Here is a 20,680-nt window from a genome sequence, read left to right on the forward strand (position 1 = left end):
TTGCCGGCCGTGTCGGCTAAGCGTCATATCAACTGACAATCAATCGTGACCGCATCATAAGCGCATGAACAATCACTCTCCCGTATCCACCCTACGCATCGCCTTCGCCAGTTTCATCGGTACGGCCATCGAGTTTTACGACTTCTACATCTATGGCATGGCCGCAGCCCTAGTCATCGGCCCGGTGTTTTTCCCCAAGGGCGATACTGCCGCGCAGGCGCTCAACGCCTTCCTGACGTTCGGCATCGCTTTTCTGGCGCGACCGCTCGGCGCGCTGGTGTTCGGCCACTTCGGCGACCGCATCGGCCGCAAGGCGACATTGGTAGCCTCGCTGCTGGTGATGGGCGTCTCGACGACGTTGATCGGATTTCTGCCAGGATACGATGCCATCGGCTCCGTGGCGCCCGTCCTTCTTTGCTTGCTGCGATTCGGCCAAGGTATCGGCCTGGGAGGTGAGTGGGGTGGCGCGGCGCTCCTGGCGACGGAAAACGCACCCAAGGCCCGACGCGGATGGTTCGGCATGTTTCCGCAACTTGGCCCACCGGCTGGCTTTCTCTGCGCGACGGGAAGTTTCCTGCTGCTGGCATGGGGGCTGGATGACACAGAATTTCGTGCCTGGGGTTGGCGTATCCCGTTTATCGCCAGCGCATTGTTGGTTATGGTCGGTTTGTACGTACGGCTGAAACTTGCCGAAACACCGGTATTCGCCCAAGCCCTGGCGCGTCATGAAAATGTGGCCGTGCCGGCAATGGAAATGCTAAGAAAGCACGCCGCGCCGATGTCACTTGGTGCCTTGGCGATGGTGGTGTGCTATGCGCTGTTTTATATCTCGACAGTGTTTTCGTTGAGCTACGGCACCGGCACGCTGCATATTCCGCGTCCGCATTTCCTCGGCATGCTCTGTGTTGCCGTCGTATTCATGGCAGCTGCCACGCCGTTAGCCGCCTGGGCGGGAGACCGTTTCGGACGTCGTTCGGTCTTATTGGCGGCGGGTTTTGCCGCGCTGCTATCCGGATTCGCCTTGGCGCCCATGCTGGGCAGCGGCGATTACGTGCAGATCACGGCGTTCCTGTCGCTGGAGCTTTTTCTCATGGGAGCGACCTTTGCGCCAATGGGCGCCTTGCTGCCGGAATTGTTCCCCCCGCAGGTGCGCTACACCGGGGCGGGCGCCGCTTATAATCTGGGTGGCATTCTGGGCGCATCCTTTGCACCGTACATCGCGCAGCAACTCGTCGCACAAGGAGGTTTGGCCTGGGTCGGCGGCTACGTTTCCGCCGCCGCCGCGATCAGCCTGCTTGCCGTCGCCCTGATGCGTGAGACGCGCGACCAGGCTTTCTGACGATCAGGTACGAAACCCATCCGATGCCTGCTTGAGGCTGACCGCCAAGGCTTCGAGACGTGCTGCGGCGGAAGCGACTTCGGACACGGCTGCGCTGTTTTCCTCAGTCATTTGCGCGATGCGTTCCACATTCTGCGCAATGCTGCTGCTCGCGATCTTCTGCTCCTTGAGTGCCGACGAGATATCCGCTACGACATAAACCACTTGTTCCGAGCTCTCGCTGATCTGATGCATGGACGTACCTGCTCGCGTCGCCAGGGCAACCCCTTCGGTAACGCGCTCATGGCCTTTTTGCATGCTGAGCGAGGCTTCTTCGGTATGCGCCTGCACGGAGCTAATGACAGCAGTAATTTCCTGTGCCGAGGCCGTCGTGCGCTCGGCCAGCTTGCGAACTTCGTCGGCGACGACAGCAAATCCACGACCTTGCTCCCCGGCACGCGCCGCCTCGATGGCCGCATTCAACGCCAGTAGATTGGTCTGATCGGCAACTTCGCTGATGACGCCGGCGATTTTGTCGATTTGCTGGGCTTGGCCACCCAACGATTCCATTTGCTGCACTGTGTGGCCCACGGCTTGAGCTATGCGAGTCATTTCAGCGGCTGCATGGTGTACCTCCTGCCCGCCCTGGATCGAGAGCTGGCCGGATTCGACAACTTTTTGCTCAGCAGCCAACGCGTTATCGGACACGCGTTCGATACTTACCGTCAGTTCTTCCACCGCAGCCGCAACCGAAGCCGTAGCCTCGCTTTGCTGTTCCGAACTACTTGCAACCTGATGAGAAGCTGCTGCCAATTGGCTGGCGGCCTGGGATACCTCCTGCACGTTTTCGTCTATTTTTCCAATCATGTCGACCAAATGACGGCGCATATTGCGGATAGCCATCAACAATTGACCGGCTTCATTAGTGCCGATGACTTCGACGTCACGTGAAAGATCGCCGTTGGCGATCCGCTTGGCTGCGTCGCCGGCAATGTTGAGCGGTTGATTGATGGTTCTGATGATCATGGTACTCAGCACCAGCCCCAAGCCGACCGCGAGCAGCAGCATAACGATCGTCACGTTGCGCGTCAGCAAGTAAGCCTGCTGGGATGCGCCGAACCCTTTGTTTGCGCGATCAAGTTGCAGTTCCACCAAATCGGAAATCTTGCCTGAAACGGGATCGATAGCTGGGTAGAGTCGGGATGTCGTGAACTCCGCAAGCGACGTTTCGTCGTGCGCGGCCAGTATCCGTTTTAGCTCGTCCACCGCCTGATCGGCGACTTTAATGCTTGCGGAAGTATCGGAAGCCAATGCCTTTTCTTGTGGGTCCATATATGTACCCATGTAAGCATTCCAGTTTTCCTTGACCTTGGCTTCGGCCTCATCCACGTTCTTGATGGCTGCATCCCAGTCGATATTGCGATTTCTTGTCTTATGAGACGTATCGACAATATTGACGGCGTACATGTCCGCAACCACCTTGAGCTGTTTCAAGGGAACCACGCGGTCGTTGTAGACCGAGGCGAATGCCTCATTGGAGGAGTGCAGTCGAAACAGACCGGATAATCCGATGAACAGCATGAGCAACAACAGCAAGCCGGATAACGCATACAATTGCGTCTTGATCGAAACATTAAAGAGGATTCTCATATTCTTGGTCCCTCGAAGACTTCATTTTCTGATTTCTTGTTATTGGGCCGGAAGTATAAGGAATTCCCTACAAAATCGCATCATTTTGGTGCGTCAATTCGCACAAATTAAGTGCTAATCCCACTGCAGTACTATGACTCTTTCGTTACGGATGCCATCTTCAACCTTACCCCCAGCCATTTTCCTCATGGGCCCCACAGCCAGCGGTAAAACCGCCGCGGCCGTGGAACTTGCGCAGCAGATGCCGGTGGAACTGATCAGCGTGGACTCGGCGCTGGTCTACCGCGACATGAATATCGGCACGGCCAAGCCGGATGCCGCAACCTTGCAGCAGGCACCTCATCACCTCATCGATATCATCGATCCCACGGAAGCTTATTCCGCGGCTCAATTCCGCACGGATGCTTTACATTTGATGGGGGAGGCCACGGCACGGGGCAGGATTCCCATGCTTGTAGGCGGCACCATGTTGTATTTCAACGCGCTGCAGCACGGCTTGAGCCAATTGCCGCAAGCCGATCCTGAATTACGCGAAGAGTTGATTGCTCGCGCCGAAAAAATCGGCTGGCCGGCCATGCACGAGGAATTGCAACGCATCGATCCTGAAACCGCGGCGCGACTACAACCCAACGATGCTCAGCGCATCGAAAGGGCGCTCGAAATCTTCCTGATAACAAGGCGACCGATGTCGGCTTTGCTGCGCGAAGATAAAACCGACCGTTTTCCTTATCGCTTGCTCAAAATCGCATTACTGCCATCCGACCGCGCTGTGTTGCACCAGCGTATCGCCCAACGCTTCGACCTGATGTTGGAGGAGGGGCTGATCACCGAAGTGAAAGCATTGCGCGAAAGCTACGATCTGAACCCGAATATGCCGTCCATGCGATGCGTGGGTTATCGCCAAGCCTGGGAATACCTTGAAAGGGAAATCAGTCACGCAGAACTACGCGAGAAAGGAATCGCGGCGACGCGCCAACTGGCTAAACGTCAAATGACCTGGCTGCGAGGAATGCAAGATACGCAACACATGGACTGTCTAAATGCCAATTACGTAGAGTGTCTAATACATAACATTAGACAGTTCGCGCTGTGGTAAGGAATAACTTCTGGCCTGTTGTAGGATTGCAACACCCAGTTGTAGGATAAATGCTACATTCCGCTTGACTTGGACAGTTTATTAATTCAGACTGGAACTGTCTAAACAAGTTAAAGCAGTTGTTTAAACTGTCTAAATATTGTGTTGACCAGTCTGGACATTATCAAAGCCACCGGCATATCGCGCGCCACGCTCAATAACTATATTGCGTTGGGTTTGCTGCCGCGTCCCGTTGTCGCCAGCCCAGGCGACGATGCCCAGACCCGAGCCCGTCAAATCGGCCATTTCCCGGAGAACACCCTTAGCCGTATCGAACGCATCAAACAACTGAAAAAAGATGGTGTCGCCATGCACGACATCGCGCACCAACTCCAACTGGAAGGATTCGAAATGTCGCAAAACCAAGCCATCGAAACACCTCAGTCTCAGTCAAAAGCTGCCGAAGTACGTTCCTTACCCGAAACCGGCCCCTTGCGCCTCACCATCGACCAAGTGCCTTATCCCGCCTACATGGTCAACTACAATCTGGAGATCAACTGGTACAACGAAGAAGCTCGCGCCATGCTGCTGAGTAACTTCGACAAGCTGCCTGCGGATACCAAGGAACGTAGCGTGCTGGAATTCTTCAATCGCGGCAGCTACGGTAGCCAACTGCAAAACCGCGAGGCGTTTGCCCAACTGCACATGCAGATGGGCCGCGAGCGTGTGGCTTCGGTGCTTGGGAACGCATCGCTGGGGGTGACGGGGACCTTGGCCGGGGTGAACGGCGCCAGTTCCAGTCCGATTGCCGAACTGCCTTTGCAACTCAAGGGCACTGATGGCAAGGACGAGTATTACCGAGTTTACGCATCCTATTTTCGTGAAGGGATTTTAGTGATTTTTGCCCACGAAGGCGCAGGGGCGAATGGCTTGTTGGGGCTGCTGGAACGCCGCGACGAAGTCATCCGCAACCTACTAAAAAGACGCCTGCCGGTATTAACCGATGTTGCGGTCATGGTGGCCGATTTACAGAATTCCGTTCGCATCTGTTCCGAGCTTCCGCCCGAGGAGTATTTCGAACTGATCAATCAGATCTGGGCCACCATGGATCCGATTTTCCGCCGTTATTACGGCACGCATGGAAAGCATGTCGGCGACGGCATGGTGTATTACTTCTTCCCGCAGCCGGACTGCAATTACATCGTCAATGCCTTGAATTGCGCGTTGGAGATGCGCGAGGCCATGCGCCGCATCAGCAAGGAATGGCAACTGCGCAAGAACTGGCTCAACGAGCTGTTCCTCAACACCGGGCTTAACGAAGGTCATGAGTGGCTGGGCGTGTTCCATGCCGAAACCAAGGTCGAGTTCACGGTACTGGGCGACACCATCAATCATGCCGCACGTTTGTCAGACTTCGCCCGTCACGGTTCGATCTGGGCCACCAAGAATTTGTTGGGCAAGCTGTCGGTGGAAGAGCGCAGCAAGGTCAGGTTCGGCATCAAGCGCCAGGATCGCGACGGCCGCGAAGTCTTCGTCAACGCCTCGTATTCCAGGCTTTCCGAATTGATCGACCTGACTTCGCCGCGCTATGAAAAGCTGGTGGATATCGCCGCATTGGCGATTACCGAAATCGTGGAAGTGGGTGAGTAGAAACGGCCAATCGCGAGGCACAAAAAAACGGCGAGCCAGGATGTCCGGCTCGCCGTTTTTGTTTTTACCGCCGAGTTAAAGCGCAGCGATACGTTCTGCGGCTTCCACGCATTCCTCCAGCGAGGCAACCAGGGCGATACGCACAAAACCGGCACCAGGATTCACGCCATGCGCTTCGCGGGCCAGGAAACTTCCTGGAAGCACGATGATGTTGCATTCACGATAGAGCTTCTGCGCAAGCTCGGTATCCGAGCCTTGAGTTTTAGCCCATAGATAGAAGGCCGCATCCGGCATGTCGACGTCGAGCACGGATTTGAGCATGGGGGTTACGGCCGCAAACTTTTCGCGGTATTGACGACGATTTTCCAGCACATGGGCTTCATCGCTCCAGGCAGAGGCACTTGCAACCTGCACCGCAGGATTCATGGCGCAGCCGTGATAGGTGCGATACAGCAGGAATTTTTCCAATATCTTGGCGTCGCCAGCGACAAAACCCGATCGCATGCCCGGCACGTTGGAACGCTTGGACAAGCTACTGAACATCACGAGGTTGGTGTAATCGCGGCCCAGCTTATGTGCGGCCTGAAGCGCGCCTAGCGGCGGGTTCGCCTCATCGAAGTAGATTTCCGAATAGCACTCGTCGGAAGCGATGACAAAGCCGTATTTGTCGGCCAGTGCAAAAACTTCGCGCCAATCGTCCAGGTTCATGACCTTGCCCGTTGGGTTGCCGGGCGAGCAGACGTACAGCAATTGCGTCCGCTGCCAGACGGATTCCGGCACACTGGCGTAATCCATGCGGAAATCGTTGTCGGGCAGGGTATTGAGGAAATACGGCTCGGCCCCGGCCAGCAGCGCTGCGCCCTCGTATATCTGGTAGAAAGGGTTAGGGCTGACCACGACAGGATTAGCGCGCGTCGGATCGATGACAGCTTGGGCGAAAGCGAATAAAGCCTCACGACTACCGTTGACGGGAATGATCTGTTTTTCGATATCGAGCGCCGGAATCCCGTAGCGGCGGACCATCCAGTCCGAAATCGCCTCGCGCAGCGATATGCTGCCCAAGGTCGTCGGATAGTTGGACAATCCGTCCATCCCGTTGATCAGCGCCTGTTTGATGAATCCCGGCGTCTCGTGCTTGGGCTCGCCGATGGAGAGATTCACCTGACGTAGCGACGGGTTGGGCGTAATGCCCTGGAACAGATCGCGCAGTTTCTGGAACGGGTAGGGATGCAGCTTGGATAGGTTCGGATTCATCCCTAAATTATAACCGCTCGCGCACCTAAGGTCAGTCTCGGCAGACAGTCACAATCCATGAATTTCGTTCGCAGCGGCTTTTCTGCTAGATTGCCGGCATGTCGAATTTCACCCCGTCTCAAACCTTTTCCCAGTTCGGTCTCATTTTCGGTGCTGTCGTTTGGGGGCTTATCTGGTATCCCTATCGATTATTGGAAGAAGCCGGCATTACCGGTATCCAGTCGAGCCTATTGACCTACGGATTCGCCTTGCTGGCCGGTATCGTCGTATTTGCACGGCATTGGCGCGAAGTGCGCCATATCCCCAAAGAAGCCTTCTGGATCGCCATCGCCGCAGGCTGGACCAACCTCAGCTATGTGCTTGCGGTGCTCGAAGGCGAAGTCATGCGCGTGCTGCTGCTGTTTTATCTCGCACCGCTTTGGACGCTGATACTTGCCCGATTCCTGCTGCACGAGAAACCAGGGCGTCCCGGCTACGTGGTGATGCTGCTATCCCTGCTGGGTATGCTGACCATGCTGTGGCAACCGGGCAGCTGGCCCTTGCCGCAAAACTGGGCGGAATGGATTGCGCTTTCTGCAGGCTTCGGCTTTGCTTCAACGAACGTCATGACGCGCTGGGCAGGCCATGTATCGTTGCAGGCCAAGTCGTTTGCCGTGTGGATCGGCGTGTTCGTCATTGCCGGCGTTTTCATGTTGGTCCAGCACCCGCATGGGGCGCTGCCATCCATCAGCTCAATCCATTGGGGCATGATGCTATTGATGGGCTTGGCGCTGGCGGCGACCACGTGGCTGGTCCAGTTGGGCGTGACTAACACGCCTGCTAACAAAGCCGCAGTGATTTTCATGTTCGAGCTTGTAGTCGCAGCAGTGTCATCCTACTGGCTGGCAGGCGAAGAACTATCACCGCGTGAATGGATAGGCGGCCTGATGATCATCGGCGCCGCACTTTATTCGGGCAAGATGGAAGAGAAGAAGTAAGCAAAATGCACCGAATTTGACATCGCTGCACGTTGTGCCGCACCAAAATGTGTTGCAGCTCAAGCCAAAGGTGAGCTGTTCCCTACAAGTTGTAGGAATTAAGCCTGGCACAACCCTTGCAGGATTCTCGATACAACAGTTGATCGAAGAATCCACTATGAAACTCTATCTGCGCATTCCAGGGGGCCATGCAGCGGGGACGGCTCTCGAACCGTTGAACATGATGTCGTCGGGCGACGGCACATACACAGCAGCCTTCGAAGATCGCAATGCCTTGATGCGCAGCATGAATGCGCTTGTCGCCACGCTGCCGCCCCGGGTACTGGACCAATCCTTCGTCTTGCTATCGCAGGATTGCGAAACCATCCACCCGGCTCAGGCCCTCGCCGCCACGCTGCCATTCAATACCTTCTACGCCCAGCAGCGCCACCCCTGGTTGCTGGGAGACCTGGATTCGCACGTGCAAATGCATTTCCAGCCCATCGTCGATTTCACCCAGCCAGGTACGGTGTTCGCCTACGAAGCCTTGTGCCGCATGGTCGATCCCGTAGGCCAATTGCTAAACGGAGAAGAAGCCTTCAAGCTGGCACGGCAGGTCAATCGCGCCGACGAGCTGGACCACGTCTGCACGATGCTGGCGCTGGAAGGCAAGGCGCACAATATTCCTCCGGGTACGCTGCTGTTCGTCAATGTGTTGCCGCAAACCATCCTCCAGCGCACGTGGTTGGCACCTTTGCTGGAATCGATGGAACGCCTGGGTATCGACCGTCGCGATATCGTCATCGAGATCGTCGAGAGCGAGGAAGTCGCGCCCGAGTTACTGGCCGAGCATTGCGACGAAATCCGCAAGCTGGGCCTGCGCATTGCACTGGACGACATGGGTTCCGGTTTCAACGGCTTGCGCACGCTGGCGGCCGTGCGGGCCGATTTCATCAAGATCGACCGGACCATCGTGCATGAAGCACAGGGCAGCCGAGCACGCACGGTGCTGCTGGATGCCATTATCTCCATGGCGCAGCGCCTGGGATGTACCGTAGTCGCCGAAGGTCTGGAGCGGGTCGAAGACATCACGTTTTGCCAGGATCTTGGACTGATCTACGCTCAAGGCTATTACTTCGCCATGCCGCAACAACAGCCGGCCACCCAGGTGGCGGCGTTGCCCAAGCGCGACGAAGCGCATCGATCGCATGTGCCGGACGAATTCCGCATCGCCGAATTCATCACGCCCGGGTTGACTATCGACATCAACGCCAGCATCGCCGAAGCACGCCAGATGTTCCGCCAGAACCCGGACGCACCCATGGCCGTGGTGCTGGATCGCTACCGTCCTTTGGGCGTGCTGCGGCGCGGCAAGGTGTTTTCGTTCCGTCAACTGTCGCTCGGCGCCTGCTGCGACCCCTTGCCCAAACTCATCCGCCACCATACGCCGCCGGAATTTTTGGCGCGCAGCCTTTACCTCGACCGTACCGAAATGGAGCCTTGGGTAATGGTGAACGAAGAGGGAAGTTATCTCGGCGTGTTGTTGCCGATGGAAGTCATGTCGCAGCTGATCGCCCGCAAGGCCAATGTCGGCAGCAGCCTGCATCCATTGAGCCACCTCACGACCGGCCCGGTTTTGCGGCAATCGCTTGACATCAGCCTGCGCAACAACCCTTCGACGCAACTGGTCTACATCGACCTCGACCATTTCAAGGCCTATAACGATCGCTACGGCTTCATCCGTGGCGACGCCATGATTCGCTTGCTCGCAGAGATATTACGGCATGTGTTCAACGGGCAGGGGGGCTTGCTGCTGGGGCATATCGGCGGGGACGATTTCGTGGTCATCCTCGACCAGGCCCGCGCCAGCCTATTACCGTCGCTGCTGAATGTCATCAGTCGTTTCTACACGCTGGCGACGCATCTTTACGATAGTGCCGACCTGGAGCGAGGATTTTTCACCACGGAAGACGGCAAGGAGCATCCGGTTGCCAGCGTTTCCATCGCTGTCGTCAACGGCAGCCAGGGCGAACTCAGCAATAGCGTCGCAGCTGCCGAACGTGCCGCCATCCTCAAGAAAATCGGCAAATCGGCCATCGGCAGCATCATCGTGGTCGAGGGCGATCCGCCGCAACTGGTGCAGCCCATGCAGGAGTTTTATTCCGAGTGGCAATCGCGAGCCATTGCAGCGCTCCAATCGCTGCTACGGGCTAAGCGTTCCGCCGACCCGCACGTGCTCGACGGCGAATTTCGGCACCATCCGTTTTTCGAGGTCGTGTTCGAACTCGAAGCCGACGGCCGCCAGCGCTATCCCAATTGGATCAACCCCAACATGTACGGCAAGATCAAGGCAGGAGGCGCCGGGATGGACCGCAGCCAGCAGGAGTACTACATCGAGGTCGCAAAACGACGCCAGCCTTATTTGTCGAGCATCTATCTGTCGACGGCAACCGAGGATTTCTGCCTGACCCTCTCGCTGCCGATCCTGGACGCGGCCGGAATGCTGGAGGGCGTGCTGGTCGCCGATATCAATATTTCGGCGATGGCGATGTTGAGCCAGGAACCGGCAAGCGCAACGATCGGTACCACTGTCCACTAAACAAAAACGCCGGCAGAGCCGGCGTTTTGCGAGGGAGGTCTGGCTAAATCTTTAAGGCCTAAACGTTCAACGAGGGGAAAGCACCTCCGCCGCGCGCACCTTCGGCTTCCAGGCGCAACTTCAGCGACAAGTCGTTGCGAGAATCGGCATTGTTGAGCGCTTCTTCCGTTGCGATACGGTTGTTCATGACCAGTTTGAACAGCGACTGATCGAAAGTGCACATGCCGATATCGGTATTGTTGGCCATGATTTCCTTGATTTCGCTCAGCTTCTGCTTGGTGATCAGGTCGGAAATGTAAGGCGTGTTGAGCAGCACTTCCATGGCGGCAACGCGCTTGGTTTGGGTGCCCGGCACCAGGCGCTGCGAAATAATCGATACCAGGTTGAGCGACAACCCGAGAAGCAGCCCGGCGTGCGCATCGTTGGGGAAGAAGGAAATAATGCGCTCGATGGCCTGGTTGGCATTGTTGGCGTGCAAGGTCGCCAAGCACAAATGCCCGGTTTCGGCATAGGCCATGGCGTGCTCCATGCCGTGCCGGTCGCGCACTTCGCCGATCAGGATCACGTCGGGGGCCTGACGCATGGCGTTCTTGAGGCCGCTCTCGAATGAATGCGTATCGATGCCGACCTCGCGCTGGTCTACCACGGACTTCTTATGGTCGTGGATAAATTCGATCGGGTCTTCCAAGGTCAGGATATGCCCGCTGGCATTTTCGTTGCGGTAATCGATCATCGAGGCCAGCGTGGTGGATTTACCCGAACCTGTCGCACCGACCACAAGCACCAAGCCGCGCTGACGCATGATGATGTCCTTCAGCACCGGCGGCAGGCCCAGGGTCTCGAACGAGGGAATGACGTTTTTGATAAAGCGGATCACCATCGACACTTCGCCGCGCTGCTTGAACACATTGACGCGAAAACGGCCGATTCCCGGCAGGCTCAACGCGAAGTTCATTTCCAGAGTTTCCTCGAATTCCTGGATTTGCGCAGGCGACATAAGCGAATAGGCGATTTCCTTGATCATGCCGGGCAGCATGATCTGGCTATTGACCGGCATGACCTTGCCTTCAATCTCAATATTGATCGGTGCGCCCGTGCTGAAGAAAAGGTCGGAGCCGCCTTTTTCTTCCATGAACTTGAGTACCGGTTTGATATCGAGCGCGGCCATGAACTTCCCCCGTTTGATGTGTACCGCGATTGTAAAGCAGAACGCCGGTAAAATAGCGGAATGAGTACCCCCACCCTGGACTGGCAAGACGGCCAGCCGTTTTCCACGCAATATCAGGACATTTATTTTTCTCGCGAATCCGGCATCGCCGAAACGCGGCATGTCTTTCTCGAACAAAATTCCCTGGCGGAGCGCTGGCGCCAATTGCAGCCGGGCGAGCGTTTCGTCGTCGGCGAAACCGGCTTCGGCACCGGGCTCAACTTTCTCTGCGCGTGGCAGTTATGGCAACAAATTGCGCCGCCGAAGGCCACGCTTCACTTCGTCAGTTGCGAACTGCACCCGATTGCGCCTGAAGAACTTCGCCGCGCCCTGGCCCTATGGCCGGAATTGGCTTCGTTATCGGGAGAACTCCTCGACCAATACAGCGAGATGGCACGCGGCTGGCACCGCCTGACTTTCGCGCAAGGCCGCCTAGTGCTGACACTGCTCATTGGCGATGTAGCCGACACGCTGCCGCAACTTCAGGCACAGGTGGATGCCTGGTTTCTCGACGGGTTCGCGCCCGCCAAGAACCCGGATATGTGGAATACCGATCTTTACCAGACGATGGCGAAGCTTTCGGCACCACATGCGACGTTTGCCACCTTTACCAGTGCCGGTGAAGTGCGACGCAGCTTGCAATCGGTAGGCTTCCAAGTCGAAAAAGTGCCGGGCTACGGAAAAAAACGGGAAATTTTACGGGGGAAATTCCAAGGCAACGTTGAGCGATTGCCCAGCCCAAGCCAGCGCGAAGCCATCGTCATCGGCGCCGGCATGGCGGGGAGTGCTACGGCATTCAGCCTGGCGCAGCGCGGCTGGAAGGTCACGCTGATCGAACGGCACACCGAGATCGCATCAGAGGCTTCCGGCAATCACCAGGGCATTCTCTACGCACGCCTGTCGCCACGCATGAGCCAGCTGAGTGAATTAACGTTATCTGGCTACCAATACACCTTACGCCAGCTGAACCGCTTGATGCCCGAAGGCGAAAACCGCTGGCAGCGTTGCGGCTTGCTGCAATTGGCGTTTGACGAGCACGAGGCGAGCCGGTTGCAAGGCATTGCCGCCCTCGGCTTGCCCGCCACCTTGTTCCATCCGGTCAACCAGGTACAAGCCAGCGAGATCGCCGGTGTCGATCTCCCGTTCGGCGGTCTGTTTTTCCCCGGCAGCGGTTGGGTGCATCCGCCTGCGCTGTGCAAAGCCCTGGCTTCCGCCTCAGGCATTGCATTGCATTTGCAGCAAGAAGTTCTGGAGCTTCGCCAGCATGATGGGCGTTGGCAAGCGGTGGGCGAAGAGGGCGTCATCGCCGAAGCGCCCGTCGTAGTGGTCGCGTGTGCAGCGCATACCCGGCGTTTTGCACAGACTTCACAGTTGCCCTTGCGCTCCATTCGCGGCCAGATCACTCATTTACCGGCCACTGCAGAGAGCCAGTCGCTCAAGACCGTGCTTTGCACCGAAGGCTATGCCGCGCCGGTTAGAAACGGCGTCCATACGGTTGGCGCTACCTACGGCAACCTGGAAGAAGATATCGACGTCCGTGCGGTAGATAACATAGAGAACCTCGCCATGCTGGCACAATTGTCGCCGCAGTTTTACGGGATGCTGGGGGGGAACGCACTGCAACCCGACATGCTCGCAGGCCGTGCATCCTGCCGTTGCAACGTGGCGGATTACCTGCCGCTGGTAGGCGAGGTTTCACCGCAATGGCCGGGGCTCAGCCTCAATATCGGACACGGCTCGCGCGGGCTCATCACGGCGATGCTGGCGGCCGAGGCATTGGCGGCACAACTTGAAAACGAGCCTGCGCCGCTGCCGGATAAACTCATGAAAGCGCTTTCACCTCAACGGCTTAAGACGGTTAGAAGCTAACTTGCCGCAGGTGGGGCGCTGTGCAAAAATGCAGCGTTGCATTGCCTCGTGCCGCCAGCGCGCCTGCTGTTTTCTTCCCCTTGGGCGCTCTGCTTGCGGACGCCGCTCCCTCGCTTTATTTTCGATAAAGGAGAAACAAGTGCAGGCTCAAATCGACATCTTCCTCGCTTCCCTCAACGATTTCTGGGTACAAGCCGCAGCCTTTTTGCCCAAGCTGCTCGCCGTCATCGTCATTCTTTTCATCGGATGGGGCATCGCCATGGCAGCCCGTATCGGCATCAAACGGCTGCTGCAACTGACCCGCTTCGACAATCTTGCCAACAAGTCGGGGCTGGAAGCCTTTTTGAAAGACGGCGGAATCGATCTCACGCTGGCCGGCATCATCAGCGAGGTGGTGTACTGGATGGTGATCCTGCTCTTCATCATCACTAGCGCCAATACCTTGGGCATGCGCGAAGTGGCCGACATGCTCAATACCGTGGCGAACTATTTGCCGCGGATCATCGGCGCGATTTTCGTGATGATCTTCGGCACGCTGCTGGCACGTTTCATCAACCGACTGATGTTCGCCTGGCTCTACGGCATCAAGTTCGAAGGCGCGCTCGCTATCAGTACCTCGGCGGAGTACGCGATCCAGCTTTTTGCGCTATTCGTGGCGCTGGAGCAGCTCAACATCGGCACGCAATTGTTGACGGCACTGTTCGTGATCGTGTTTGGCGCAGTGTTCCTGGCGCTGGCGATTGCCTTCGGGTTGGGGGGAAGGGATAAAGCGGCCCGCGTGCTCGACGACATGCAGGCCAATATCAAGAAGCGGTAACGGAATATGCGACAACAAAAAAGGCGCCATGAGGCGCCTTTTTTATATCCCGATCACTTTAGATCATCGTCATGGGCGCACCGGGGTGAATGGGGACGAATACCATGCCGCCGCCGGGAATGAATTTCTCGACGATGAAGCTGAAGACCGAAATAAAGATACTGGCGAAAAAGGCCGTCCAGAAGCCGGAAACCCGGAATCCGTGTACTACGGCCGATACCAGCATGATCATGAGTGCGTTGATGACCAGCAAGAACAAACCCAGCGTCAGCACAGTCAACGGCAACGTGAAAAACACCAGGATAGGGCGCACAAAGGCATTGGCAACGCCGAGCAGCAGGGCGGAAACGAACAGCGCTTGGGCGTTGGAAAACTTCAATCCCTGGAACAGGGCGCTCGCCACCCAGAGCGAAAACACGATGACGCCCCAGTGGATGAGCAACTGAATCAGATGATGGGTCATGAAAAGGCCTTTATTCTTGGTCGGGCAGGAAATGCAGGCACAGCGCCTGCGCTACAATAGCGGGGCAATCTTACCTTATTAACCCGGTCGCGTCCGTCTCCCCATGAGCGAAACTCCCACCCTCGGCTGGATTGAAGCCGGCACTACGAAAACCGCCCTTTGGCGTTCCGAGAGCGGCAATCCGCCGCCGAAAAGAGTTGTCGTCACCGACGACACGATCAATGCCGATACCGCCTATCGCTATGCCTGCGAGGGCACAGCCCTGCTGTGGCGCGGCGATTTTCAGAACGCTCGTCAATTGCTGCAAGCCATGGCACGCCGCATCGAACGTAAACCGCGCAAGGCCAAGGAAAAAACGGTGAATCCGGCCGAGGCATTCCATCTGCATCGCCTCGCCCAATCGCAAAAAGCCCGCACCCTGGGCATGCTGCTGATCCCGTTCGAAGACGAATACCGGATCCCACTGCGCCGCGCACCGGACGTTAAAGACGCCTGCGAAGAAGCCTACGGGCCGTCGCAAGGTCCGTTCGTAGCGTCCTTGCGTGAGTTGCTGGGCCTGATCGGCGCGCACGAATGGCGCAAGAAGGGGGTGGAAATCCCGTCGCTTGGGGAGCGCATCCATCCGTACTACGGCGTGTTTTCACCAGTTCGGGGCGAATACGTCGACCTGGTCGCCCAGGCGCCGTTGCCGTCGACTGAACTGGCGTTCGATATCGGTACCGGTACCAGTGTGCTGGCGGCCATGCTGGCCAAGCGCGGGGTCAAGAAGATTATTGCAACCGAGCAAGATGCGCGGGCCTTGGCCTGTGCCCGGGAAAACATCGATCGACTAGGCTTGCAAAACCAGGTCGAGGTCGTTGAGGCCGACCTGTTTCCGCCAGGCAAGGCGCCTTTGATCGTGTGCAATCCGCCGTGGATTCCAGCACGCCCAAGCGCTGCCATCGAACGCGCTATTTACGACCCCGAAAGCCAGATGTTGAGCGGCTTTCTAAACGGTTTGGCGAACCATCTCGAACCGGGCGGGGAAGGCTGGCTCATCATGTCCGATATCGCTGAGCATCTCGGCTTGCGACCCAAGGAGGCCCTGCCGGAGATGATCGCCAAAGCAGGATTGAAAGTGCTGGCACGTATCGATATCCGTCCACGACATGGTAAGGCGACCGACGAGAACGATCCTCTGCATGCAGCGAGAAAAGCCGAAGTGACTTCGCTCTGGCGATTGGCAACGGCCTAAGCCACTTCCAACGAAGATATTTAAAGTCAAATAAACTGCAAGTGATTTATTAAAATATCACTGCAGTTTATTGTTTTAATGGTCTTCCTCGCATTTTCCTGCACACCCACCATCAATACAAGCGCCGCAGCCGTGTCCCATCTCTCTTGCAGGGCCGAACTCGGGATGGCGCTCGGCAAAGCGCCGAGCCGCCGCCTGGACCGTAATCCATAGCAGCATCATCAAAACCAGCAGAACAATACTGATCGCGTAAATCATTCTCCACCTCCGATTCCGGCAAATCCCATGAAAGCCAGCGACAGCAAGCCACCCAGCATCAGGCTGAGCGCCGCGCCCTGAACCAGCTGAGGCACATCGGCCAGCTGCAAGCGTTCGCGCAAGCCGGCCATCAGAATCAGCGCCAGTGTGAAACCCGCGCCGCCCCCGGCGCTATAAGCCACCGATTGCACGAAGTCGTACTGGCGCGCCGTTTGAAAGAGCGCCACGCCGAGCACGGCACAGTTGGTTGTGATGAGCGGAAGGTAAATCCCCAGTGCGCGGAACAACACCGGGAAATACTTTTTCACGAACATTTCCACCAATTGCACCGCGCCTGCGATCACCGTGATGAAGGTGATTACGCTGAGGAACTCGAGGTGGAAATGCACTAGCAAGATGTTGAGAAAATAAGCCGAGAGCGAGGCCACCATGATGACGAACGCGGTCGCCAAGCCCATGGGAAAGGCTGTACTGAGCTTTTGCGATACGCCCAGGAAGGGGCACATGCCGAGAAACATGGCCAGCACGAAGTTACCGGGCAGGACGGTATTGAGCAATATCTGCCAAACGGTGTCGTGGTTCATGCGCGTGATCCCTCGGTGGTTGGGGTGGTATGACAGCCTTGCTGCGGCTTGGATTTATTCGCCTTGTTCTGCTTGAACCAGGCAAACACGATGAGCCAGCAGGCCAGTACGAAGAAACCGCCGGGCGGCAGCACCATCACCACCCAAGGTTGGAAATGCGGGCCGAACAACGAGATACCGAACAATTTGCCAGCACCCAGAATCTCGCGCACGCCGCCGATCGCCAGCAAGCCGATGGTGAAGCCGATACCCATGCCGAAGGCGTTGAGCGTCGCGGGGATCGGCGGCGTCTTGGCTGCATGGGCTTCCGCGCGGCCCAGCAGGATACAGTTGGCCACGATGAGCTTGATGTAGGCGCCCAGCGCTTCATACAGATCCAGACTGATGGCCTGGATCGCATAATCCACCACCGTCACGAAGGTGGCGATGATGACGATGAAGCTGGCAATGCGAACTTCTTTGGGAATAGCATTTCTCAACAGCGAAACCAGCAGGCACGAGGCGGCAAGCACGAATGTCGTTGCCAATCCCATGGAGATGGAATTGATCGCCGATACCGTGACAGCCAGCGTCGGGCACATGCCCAGCACCATCACGAAAATCGGGTTCTGTTTCCACAAACCGTCCAGCAATTCATCCATATTGGACGGCGCCTTTTTCTCGGGCGTGCTCATGGTTGACTCCTCAATTGGTCGATGTGGGGCACAAGCTTGGGCAGCAGCGCTTGTGCGGATTGGTTGATGCCGCGTCCGACGGCTTTGGAGGTCACAGTCGCGCCCGAAATGGCGTCGATTTCCCAAGCATTCTTCTTGGTGCCGTGCTTCACGGTTTTCACCGCATTCGCCAACGCCTGCATATCGCCGGCCAAGCGTACGTCCAGTTCCTTGAAGTTCTTGAGGAAGTCTTCATCGGTCAGAATCTTGTCGCCGATACCGGGAGTTTCGCGCATGGAAACTACGCCGATGCCCACGATGGCCTGTTTGGTGACGTCATAGCCGTACAGCACGCGCACTTGATCGGCATAACCTGCAGAAGAGCCTTCTGCGGCGATGCCGGCCAATTTCTTATCGGCACCGTAAACCGCATAGAACCGGACAGCATCGGCAGGTACGGTATGGCCTTCGGTGGGTGTAATGCCGCTTGCAGTAGCGAAATACTCGGTCACATGCTTGGCGCCGGGCAGCACCTTGAACACCTGGCGTTCCAAGGCCAGTTTCTTGTTGGCGGCCACGGGTGTCAGCGTCGATTCGTAAACGCCCACGATGATGACGCCGCAAATGGTTGCGATCAGTCCCAACGCCCGGATCATCGAGGCCGTGGAGGTAAACACCGGTGCGGCTTGTGTTTGTTCGGTCATTTTGCGCCTCCGGCAGTATCTGTTTTAGCCGTCCCGTAAGCCCGCGGCTGCGTGAATTGTTCGATCAGCGGAGACGCAGCGTTAGCAATAAGAATGGCGTACATGACTCCCTCGGTAAGTCCGCCAAAATAACGGATCACTACCGTGAGCACGCCGATCAGAGCCCCGTAAATCCAGATACCCAGCGGTGTCACCGGCGAAGTCGCCATGTCGGTCGCCATGAACACAGCGCCCAGCATGAGACCGCCCGAAAGCACCACGAACAAGGGCTCCGGATATCGTCCCGGCACAGCAAGGTGCAATATCCAGGCGAGCAGGGCAGCGCTGCCGACCACGGCCACGGGGATGCGCCAATCCATGAATTTGCGCAGTGCCAGATAGCCGCCGCACAACAGGATGAGGATTGCGGAGGTTTCGCCCGCCGAGGCCGTCACTGCCCCGCTCAAAAAGTCATGCGTGGTGTAGGTGAAGTTCTCGAACTTCCAGCGCCCCAGCGGCGTGGCCCCGGTAAAGGCGTCTACCGCTGCATCCTTGATCCAGCCGGTGTTGTCCGTCGGTATCATCAGCGGCGCCGTCCAGGTGGAGGGCACGAAGCTCGTGAACCGCTGCTGCGCAAATGCCGGGACGAAGGATGCGATGGTGGAAGGAAACGCCGCCTGCACGAAGGCTCGGCCGACCAAAGCCGGGTTGAACGGGTTAAAGCCCAATCCGCCGAACAAGGCCTTGCCCAGAGCGATGGCAGCAAAACCCGCTACAGCCCCCATCCACAGCGGGAATGAGGGCGGCAGCGTGAGCGCAAGCAAGAGGCCGGTAATGGTCGCGCTCCAGTCCGCAAGCGTGTTGCCCTTGCCGGACGCCTTGGAAAAAAACCGCTCCGTCGCAAGACAAGTCGCGGTGACGGTCACGATCAGGACGGCGGAGGACAACCCGTACTGCCAAACCGAGAAAATGCAAATAGGCATCAACGCCAGCACGACGTTGAACATGATGTTTTCCACGCTGCGCGGTGCGTGGACGTGGGGAGCGGCGCGCAATTCTATTTTGCTCATGCTGCTTGCCTTTCACGCACGATTTCCTTGGCTACGCGGAATTGCTGAACCAAGGGGATATTGGAGGGACACACATAGCTGCAGCAGCCGCATTCAAAACAACCATCCAAGTGGTAGCGCTCGGCCATGAGGTCGTATTCGCGCTTGGCGGCCAGCATGCCCAGGGTGGATGGGTTCAAGCCCTTTGGGCAGACGTTTACGCATTCGCCGCATTTGATGCAGGGATGCGTCTTGCCGCGTTCCTTCTGCATGGCCGAGCGGTCGAATACCAGAATGCCGGAAATTGCCTTGGTCACCGGTACGTCGAGCGAGGCAATCGCCGCGCCCATCATGGGGCCGCCGAGAATGACTTCCACGGCATCGCGCGGTGCACCTGCTTGTTCCAGCACGAACCGCAGCGGCGTACCGATGGGCACCAGATAATTGCCGGGCTTGGAAACGCCGGGGCCGGCGATGGTTACCACGCGCTCGATAAAGCCCTGGCCGCGCGGGATCAAACGTCCCAACTCAGCCAGCGTGCCCACGTTTTGCATCACTACGCCGATCTGGTAGGAACGTGCGCCGGCGGGCACTTCGCGGCCCAGCAGCGCCTTTACTAACATTTCAGCGGCCCCTTGCGGGTATTTGGTTTTAACGGCGTGTACAGTGATGCTGCCGTCATCCGGCAATACCTTCTCAATCGCGGCAATCGCATCCGGCTTGTTGTCTTCCACGCCGATCAAGGCACGCTTGGCACCGCAGGCCTTCATGGCGAACTTGGTGCCGGTGATCAGGTGCTGCGGCCATTCCACCATCATGCGGTGATCGGCGGTTAGAAATGGCTCGCATTCGCAGCCGTTGACCAGTAGATGCTCGATCGGCCATTCCTTTGGGGCTGCTAATTTTGCGTGCGTCGGGAATGCAGCACCGCCCAGCCCCACCATGCCAGTGGCTTGAACTGCGTTAATAATTTGTTCCGGCGTCAGCGCATCCACGTCTACCGGGTCGCCGTACAGCACTTCCTGCGAAGCGCCTTCGAACGCACGGATGACGATAGACTCCTGCCATTCGCCGCTCAGCGTGGGGTGCAGGCCGATATCTTCAACGATGCCGGTGACAGGCGAATGCAAGGGTACGGAAACATATCCCGCGGTTTCCGCAATTGGCTGGCCGCGCAACACTTCCTGGCCCACCGTCACGATGGGCTTGGCAGCACGTCCTACACTCTGCGACAAGGGCAGCGTGTACCTCGAGGCGAACGGCATTCGCCGGATGGGCGTGCGTCCTGTCTCCTTGAACTGCGGCGGATGTACGCCGCGTTCGAAGCTCGGTTTGAATAGAAAATCGAGAATCATGAATAT

The 20,680-nt window shown here is 57.5% G+C and carries 18 protein-coding genes; 8 read left to right on the plus strand and 10 right to left on the minus strand.

All coding sequences use genetic code 11. From position 1 onward, the window contains the following. Nucleotides 1-64: 64 nt before the first annotated feature. Nucleotides 65-1,339, plus strand: coding sequence for an MFS transporter (locus NMK_RS03295; RefSeq protein WP_109014323.1), 1,275 nt, complete (start codon nt 65-67; stop codon nt 1,337-1,339). Between the two features lie 3 nt (nt 1,340-1,342). On the opposite strand, the gene NMK_RS03300 is transcribed toward NMK_RS03295, so the two are convergent. After that, complete coding sequence (locus tag NMK_RS03300) at nt 1,343-2,968, minus strand: methyl-accepting chemotaxis protein (protein ID WP_109014324.1); 1,626 nt, start codon at nt 2,966-2,968, stop codon at nt 1,343-1,345. A gap of 187 nt (nt 2,969-3,155) precedes the next feature. On the opposite strand from NMK_RS03300, the gene miaA reads away from it, so the two are divergent. Further along, nucleotides 3,156-4,064 carry a tRNA (adenosine(37)-N6)-dimethylallyltransferase MiaA gene (gene miaA / locus NMK_RS03305; protein ID WP_265415756.1) on the plus strand — a complete coding sequence of 303 codons (909 nt, stop codon included), beginning with the start codon at nt 3,156-3,158 and terminating at the stop codon, nt 4,062-4,064. A 141-nt stretch (nt 4,065-4,205) separates the two neighbouring features. Continuing rightward, the gene (locus NMK_RS03310; RefSeq protein WP_146187125.1) at nt 4,206-5,693 is read left to right on the plus strand and encodes an adenylate/guanylate cyclase domain-containing protein; all 1,488 of its coding nucleotides are present in this window, start codon (nt 4,206-4,208) and stop codon (nt 5,691-5,693) included. Between the two features lie 75 nt (nt 5,694-5,768). Here NMK_RS03310 and dapC read toward each other — a convergent pair whose 3' ends face one another. Further along, entirely contained in the window at nt 5,769-6,947 is a 1,179-nt protein-coding gene (gene dapC, locus NMK_RS03315; protein ID WP_109014327.1) for a succinyldiaminopimelate transaminase, read from the minus strand. 98 nt (nt 6,948-7,045) lie between these two features. Between dapC and NMK_RS03320 the strand changes: the two genes are divergently transcribed. Beyond that, a complete protein-coding gene (locus tag NMK_RS03320) occupies nt 7,046-7,924 on the plus strand; it encodes a DMT family transporter (RefSeq protein WP_109014328.1) in 879 nt (292 codons plus the stop codon). Nucleotides 7,925-8,081: 157 nt separating this feature from the next. Further along, entirely contained in the window at nt 8,082-10,502 is a 2,421-nt protein-coding gene (locus NMK_RS03325; RefSeq protein WP_227871336.1) for an EAL domain-containing protein, read from the plus strand. A 58-nt stretch (nt 10,503-10,560) separates the two neighbouring features. Here the strand turns inward: NMK_RS03325 and NMK_RS03330 are convergent, their stop codons facing one another. Next, nucleotides 10,561-11,670 carry a PilT/PilU family type 4a pilus ATPase gene (locus NMK_RS03330; RefSeq protein ID WP_109014329.1) on the minus strand — a complete coding sequence of 370 codons (1,110 nt, stop codon included), beginning with the start codon at nt 11,668-11,670 and terminating at the stop codon, nt 10,561-10,563. A 60-nt stretch (nt 11,671-11,730) separates the two neighbouring features. On the opposite strand from NMK_RS03330, the gene mnmC reads away from it, so the two are divergent. Both mnmC and NMK_RS03340 read left to right on the plus strand, forming a co-directional pair. Further along, nucleotides 11,731-13,578, plus strand: a complete 1,848-nt coding sequence (gene mnmC, locus NMK_RS03335; RefSeq protein ID WP_109014330.1) for a bifunctional tRNA (5-methylaminomethyl-2-thiouridine)(34)-methyltransferase MnmC2/FAD-dependent 5-carboxymethylaminomethyl-2-thiouridine(34) oxidoreductase MnmC1 — start codon at nt 11,731-11,733, stop codon at nt 13,576-13,578. A 139-nt stretch (nt 13,579-13,717) separates the two neighbouring features. Further along, on the plus strand, nt 13,718-14,395 hold the full coding sequence (locus tag NMK_RS03340) for a mechanosensitive ion channel family protein (protein ID WP_109014331.1): 678 nt from the start codon (nt 13,718-13,720) through the stop codon (nt 14,393-14,395). Between the two features lie 58 nt (nt 14,396-14,453). On the opposite strand, the gene NMK_RS03345 is transcribed toward NMK_RS03340, so the two are convergent. Next, on the minus strand, nt 14,454-14,858 hold the full coding sequence (locus NMK_RS03345; RefSeq protein WP_109014332.1) for a phage holin family protein: 405 nt from the start codon (nt 14,856-14,858) through the stop codon (nt 14,454-14,456). 103 nt (nt 14,859-14,961) lie between these two features. Between NMK_RS03345 and NMK_RS03350 the strand changes: the two genes are divergently transcribed. Then, nucleotides 14,962-16,092, plus strand: coding sequence for a methyltransferase (locus NMK_RS03350; protein WP_109014333.1), 1,131 nt, complete (start codon nt 14,962-14,964; stop codon nt 16,090-16,092). A gap of 75 nt (nt 16,093-16,167) precedes the next feature. Here NMK_RS03350 and NMK_RS03355 read toward each other — a convergent pair whose 3' ends face one another. From NMK_RS03355 to rsxC, 6 genes are read right to left on the minus strand one after another with little or no spacing between them, the layout of a single operon-like run. Beyond that, entirely contained in the window at nt 16,168-16,350 is a 183-nt protein-coding gene (locus NMK_RS03355) for a chemotaxis protein (RefSeq protein WP_109014334.1), read from the minus strand. Further along, entirely contained in the window at nt 16,347-16,934 is a 588-nt protein-coding gene (locus tag NMK_RS03360) for an electron transport complex protein RnfA (protein WP_109014335.1), read from the minus strand. The genes NMK_RS03355 and NMK_RS03360 overlap by 4 nt, the downstream gene beginning before the upstream one ends. Then, nucleotides 16,931-17,608 carry an electron transport complex subunit RsxE gene (gene rsxE, locus NMK_RS03365; protein ID WP_181376152.1) on the minus strand — a complete coding sequence of 226 codons (678 nt, stop codon included), beginning with the start codon at nt 17,606-17,608 and terminating at the stop codon, nt 16,931-16,933. The genes NMK_RS03360 and rsxE overlap by 4 nt, the downstream gene beginning before the upstream one ends. Further along, nucleotides 17,605-18,291 (minus strand): RnfABCDGE type electron transport complex subunit G, encoded by a 687-nt coding sequence (locus NMK_RS03370; RefSeq protein ID WP_227871337.1) that lies wholly within the window; start codon nt 18,289-18,291, stop codon nt 17,605-17,607. Before NMK_RS03370 ends, rsxE begins: the two co-directional genes overlap by 4 nt. Further along, nucleotides 18,288-19,340 (minus strand): RnfABCDGE type electron transport complex subunit D, encoded by a 1,053-nt coding sequence (locus NMK_RS03375; RefSeq protein WP_109014336.1) that lies wholly within the window; start codon nt 19,338-19,340, stop codon nt 18,288-18,290. Before NMK_RS03375 ends, NMK_RS03370 begins: the two co-directional genes overlap by 4 nt. Then, the gene (gene rsxC, locus NMK_RS03380; protein ID WP_109014337.1) at nt 19,337-20,674 is read right to left on the minus strand and encodes an electron transport complex subunit RsxC; all 1,338 of its coding nucleotides are present in this window, start codon (nt 20,672-20,674) and stop codon (nt 19,337-19,339) included. The genes NMK_RS03375 and rsxC overlap by 4 nt, the downstream gene beginning before the upstream one ends. Between the last annotated feature and the right edge of the window lie 6 nt (nt 20,675-20,680).

This window comes from Novimethylophilus kurashikiensis (assembly GCF_003112435.1).
GTDB lineage: Bacteria > Pseudomonadota > Gammaproteobacteria > Burkholderiales > Methylophilaceae > Novimethylophilus > Novimethylophilus kurashikiensis.

What these genes read in the sequence shown, in the direction of transcription:
- NMK_RS03295 (WP_109014323.1), top strand. Translation starts at nt 65, where the DNA reads ATGAACAATCACTCTCCCGTATCCACCCTACGCATCGCCTTCGCCAGT.
- NMK_RS03300 (WP_109014324.1), bottom strand. Translation starts at nt 2,968, where the DNA reads ATGAGAATCCTCTTTAATGTTTCGATCAAGACGCAATTGTATGCGTTA.
- miaA (WP_265415756.1), top strand. Translation starts at nt 3,156, where the DNA reads ATGGGCCCCACAGCCAGCGGTAAAACCGCCGCGGCCGTGGAACTTGCG.
- dapC (WP_109014327.1), bottom strand. Translation starts at nt 6,947, where the DNA reads ATGAATCCGAACCTATCCAAGCTGCATCCCTACCCGTTCCAGAAACTG.
- NMK_RS03320 (WP_109014328.1), top strand. Translation starts at nt 7,046, where the DNA reads ATGTCGAATTTCACCCCGTCTCAAACCTTTTCCCAGTTCGGTCTCATT.
- NMK_RS03325 (WP_227871336.1), top strand. Translation starts at nt 8,082, where the DNA reads ATGAAACTCTATCTGCGCATTCCAGGGGGCCATGCAGCGGGGACGGCT.
- NMK_RS03330 (WP_109014329.1), bottom strand. Translation starts at nt 11,670, where the DNA reads ATGGCCGCGCTCGATATCAAACCGGTACTCAAGTTCATGGAAGAAAAA.
- mnmC (WP_109014330.1), top strand. Translation starts at nt 11,731, where the DNA reads ATGAGTACCCCCACCCTGGACTGGCAAGACGGCCAGCCGTTTTCCACG.
- NMK_RS03345 (WP_109014332.1), bottom strand. Translation starts at nt 14,858, where the DNA reads ATGACCCATCATCTGATTCAGTTGCTCATCCACTGGGGCGTCATCGTG.
- NMK_RS03350 (WP_109014333.1), top strand. Translation starts at nt 14,962, where the DNA reads ATGAGCGAAACTCCCACCCTCGGCTGGATTGAAGCCGGCACTACGAAA.
- NMK_RS03355 (WP_109014334.1), bottom strand. Translation starts at nt 16,350, where the DNA reads ATGATTTACGCGATCAGTATTGTTCTGCTGGTTTTGATGATGCTGCTA.
- NMK_RS03360 (WP_109014335.1), bottom strand. Translation starts at nt 16,934, where the DNA reads ATGAACCACGACACCGTTTGGCAGATATTGCTCAATACCGTCCTGCCC.
- rsxE (WP_181376152.1), bottom strand. Translation starts at nt 17,608, where the DNA reads ATGAGCACGCCCGAGAAAAAGGCGCCGTCCAATATGGATGAATTGCTG.
- NMK_RS03370 (WP_227871337.1), bottom strand. Translation starts at nt 18,291, where the DNA reads ATGACCGAACAAACACAAGCCGCACCGGTGTTTACCTCCACGGCCTCG.
- NMK_RS03375 (WP_109014336.1), bottom strand. Translation starts at nt 19,340, where the DNA reads ATGAGCAAAATAGAATTGCGCGCCGCTCCCCACGTCCACGCACCGCGC.
- rsxC (WP_109014337.1), bottom strand. Translation starts at nt 20,674, where the DNA reads ATGATTCTCGATTTTCTATTCAAACCGAGCTTCGAACGCGGCGTACAT.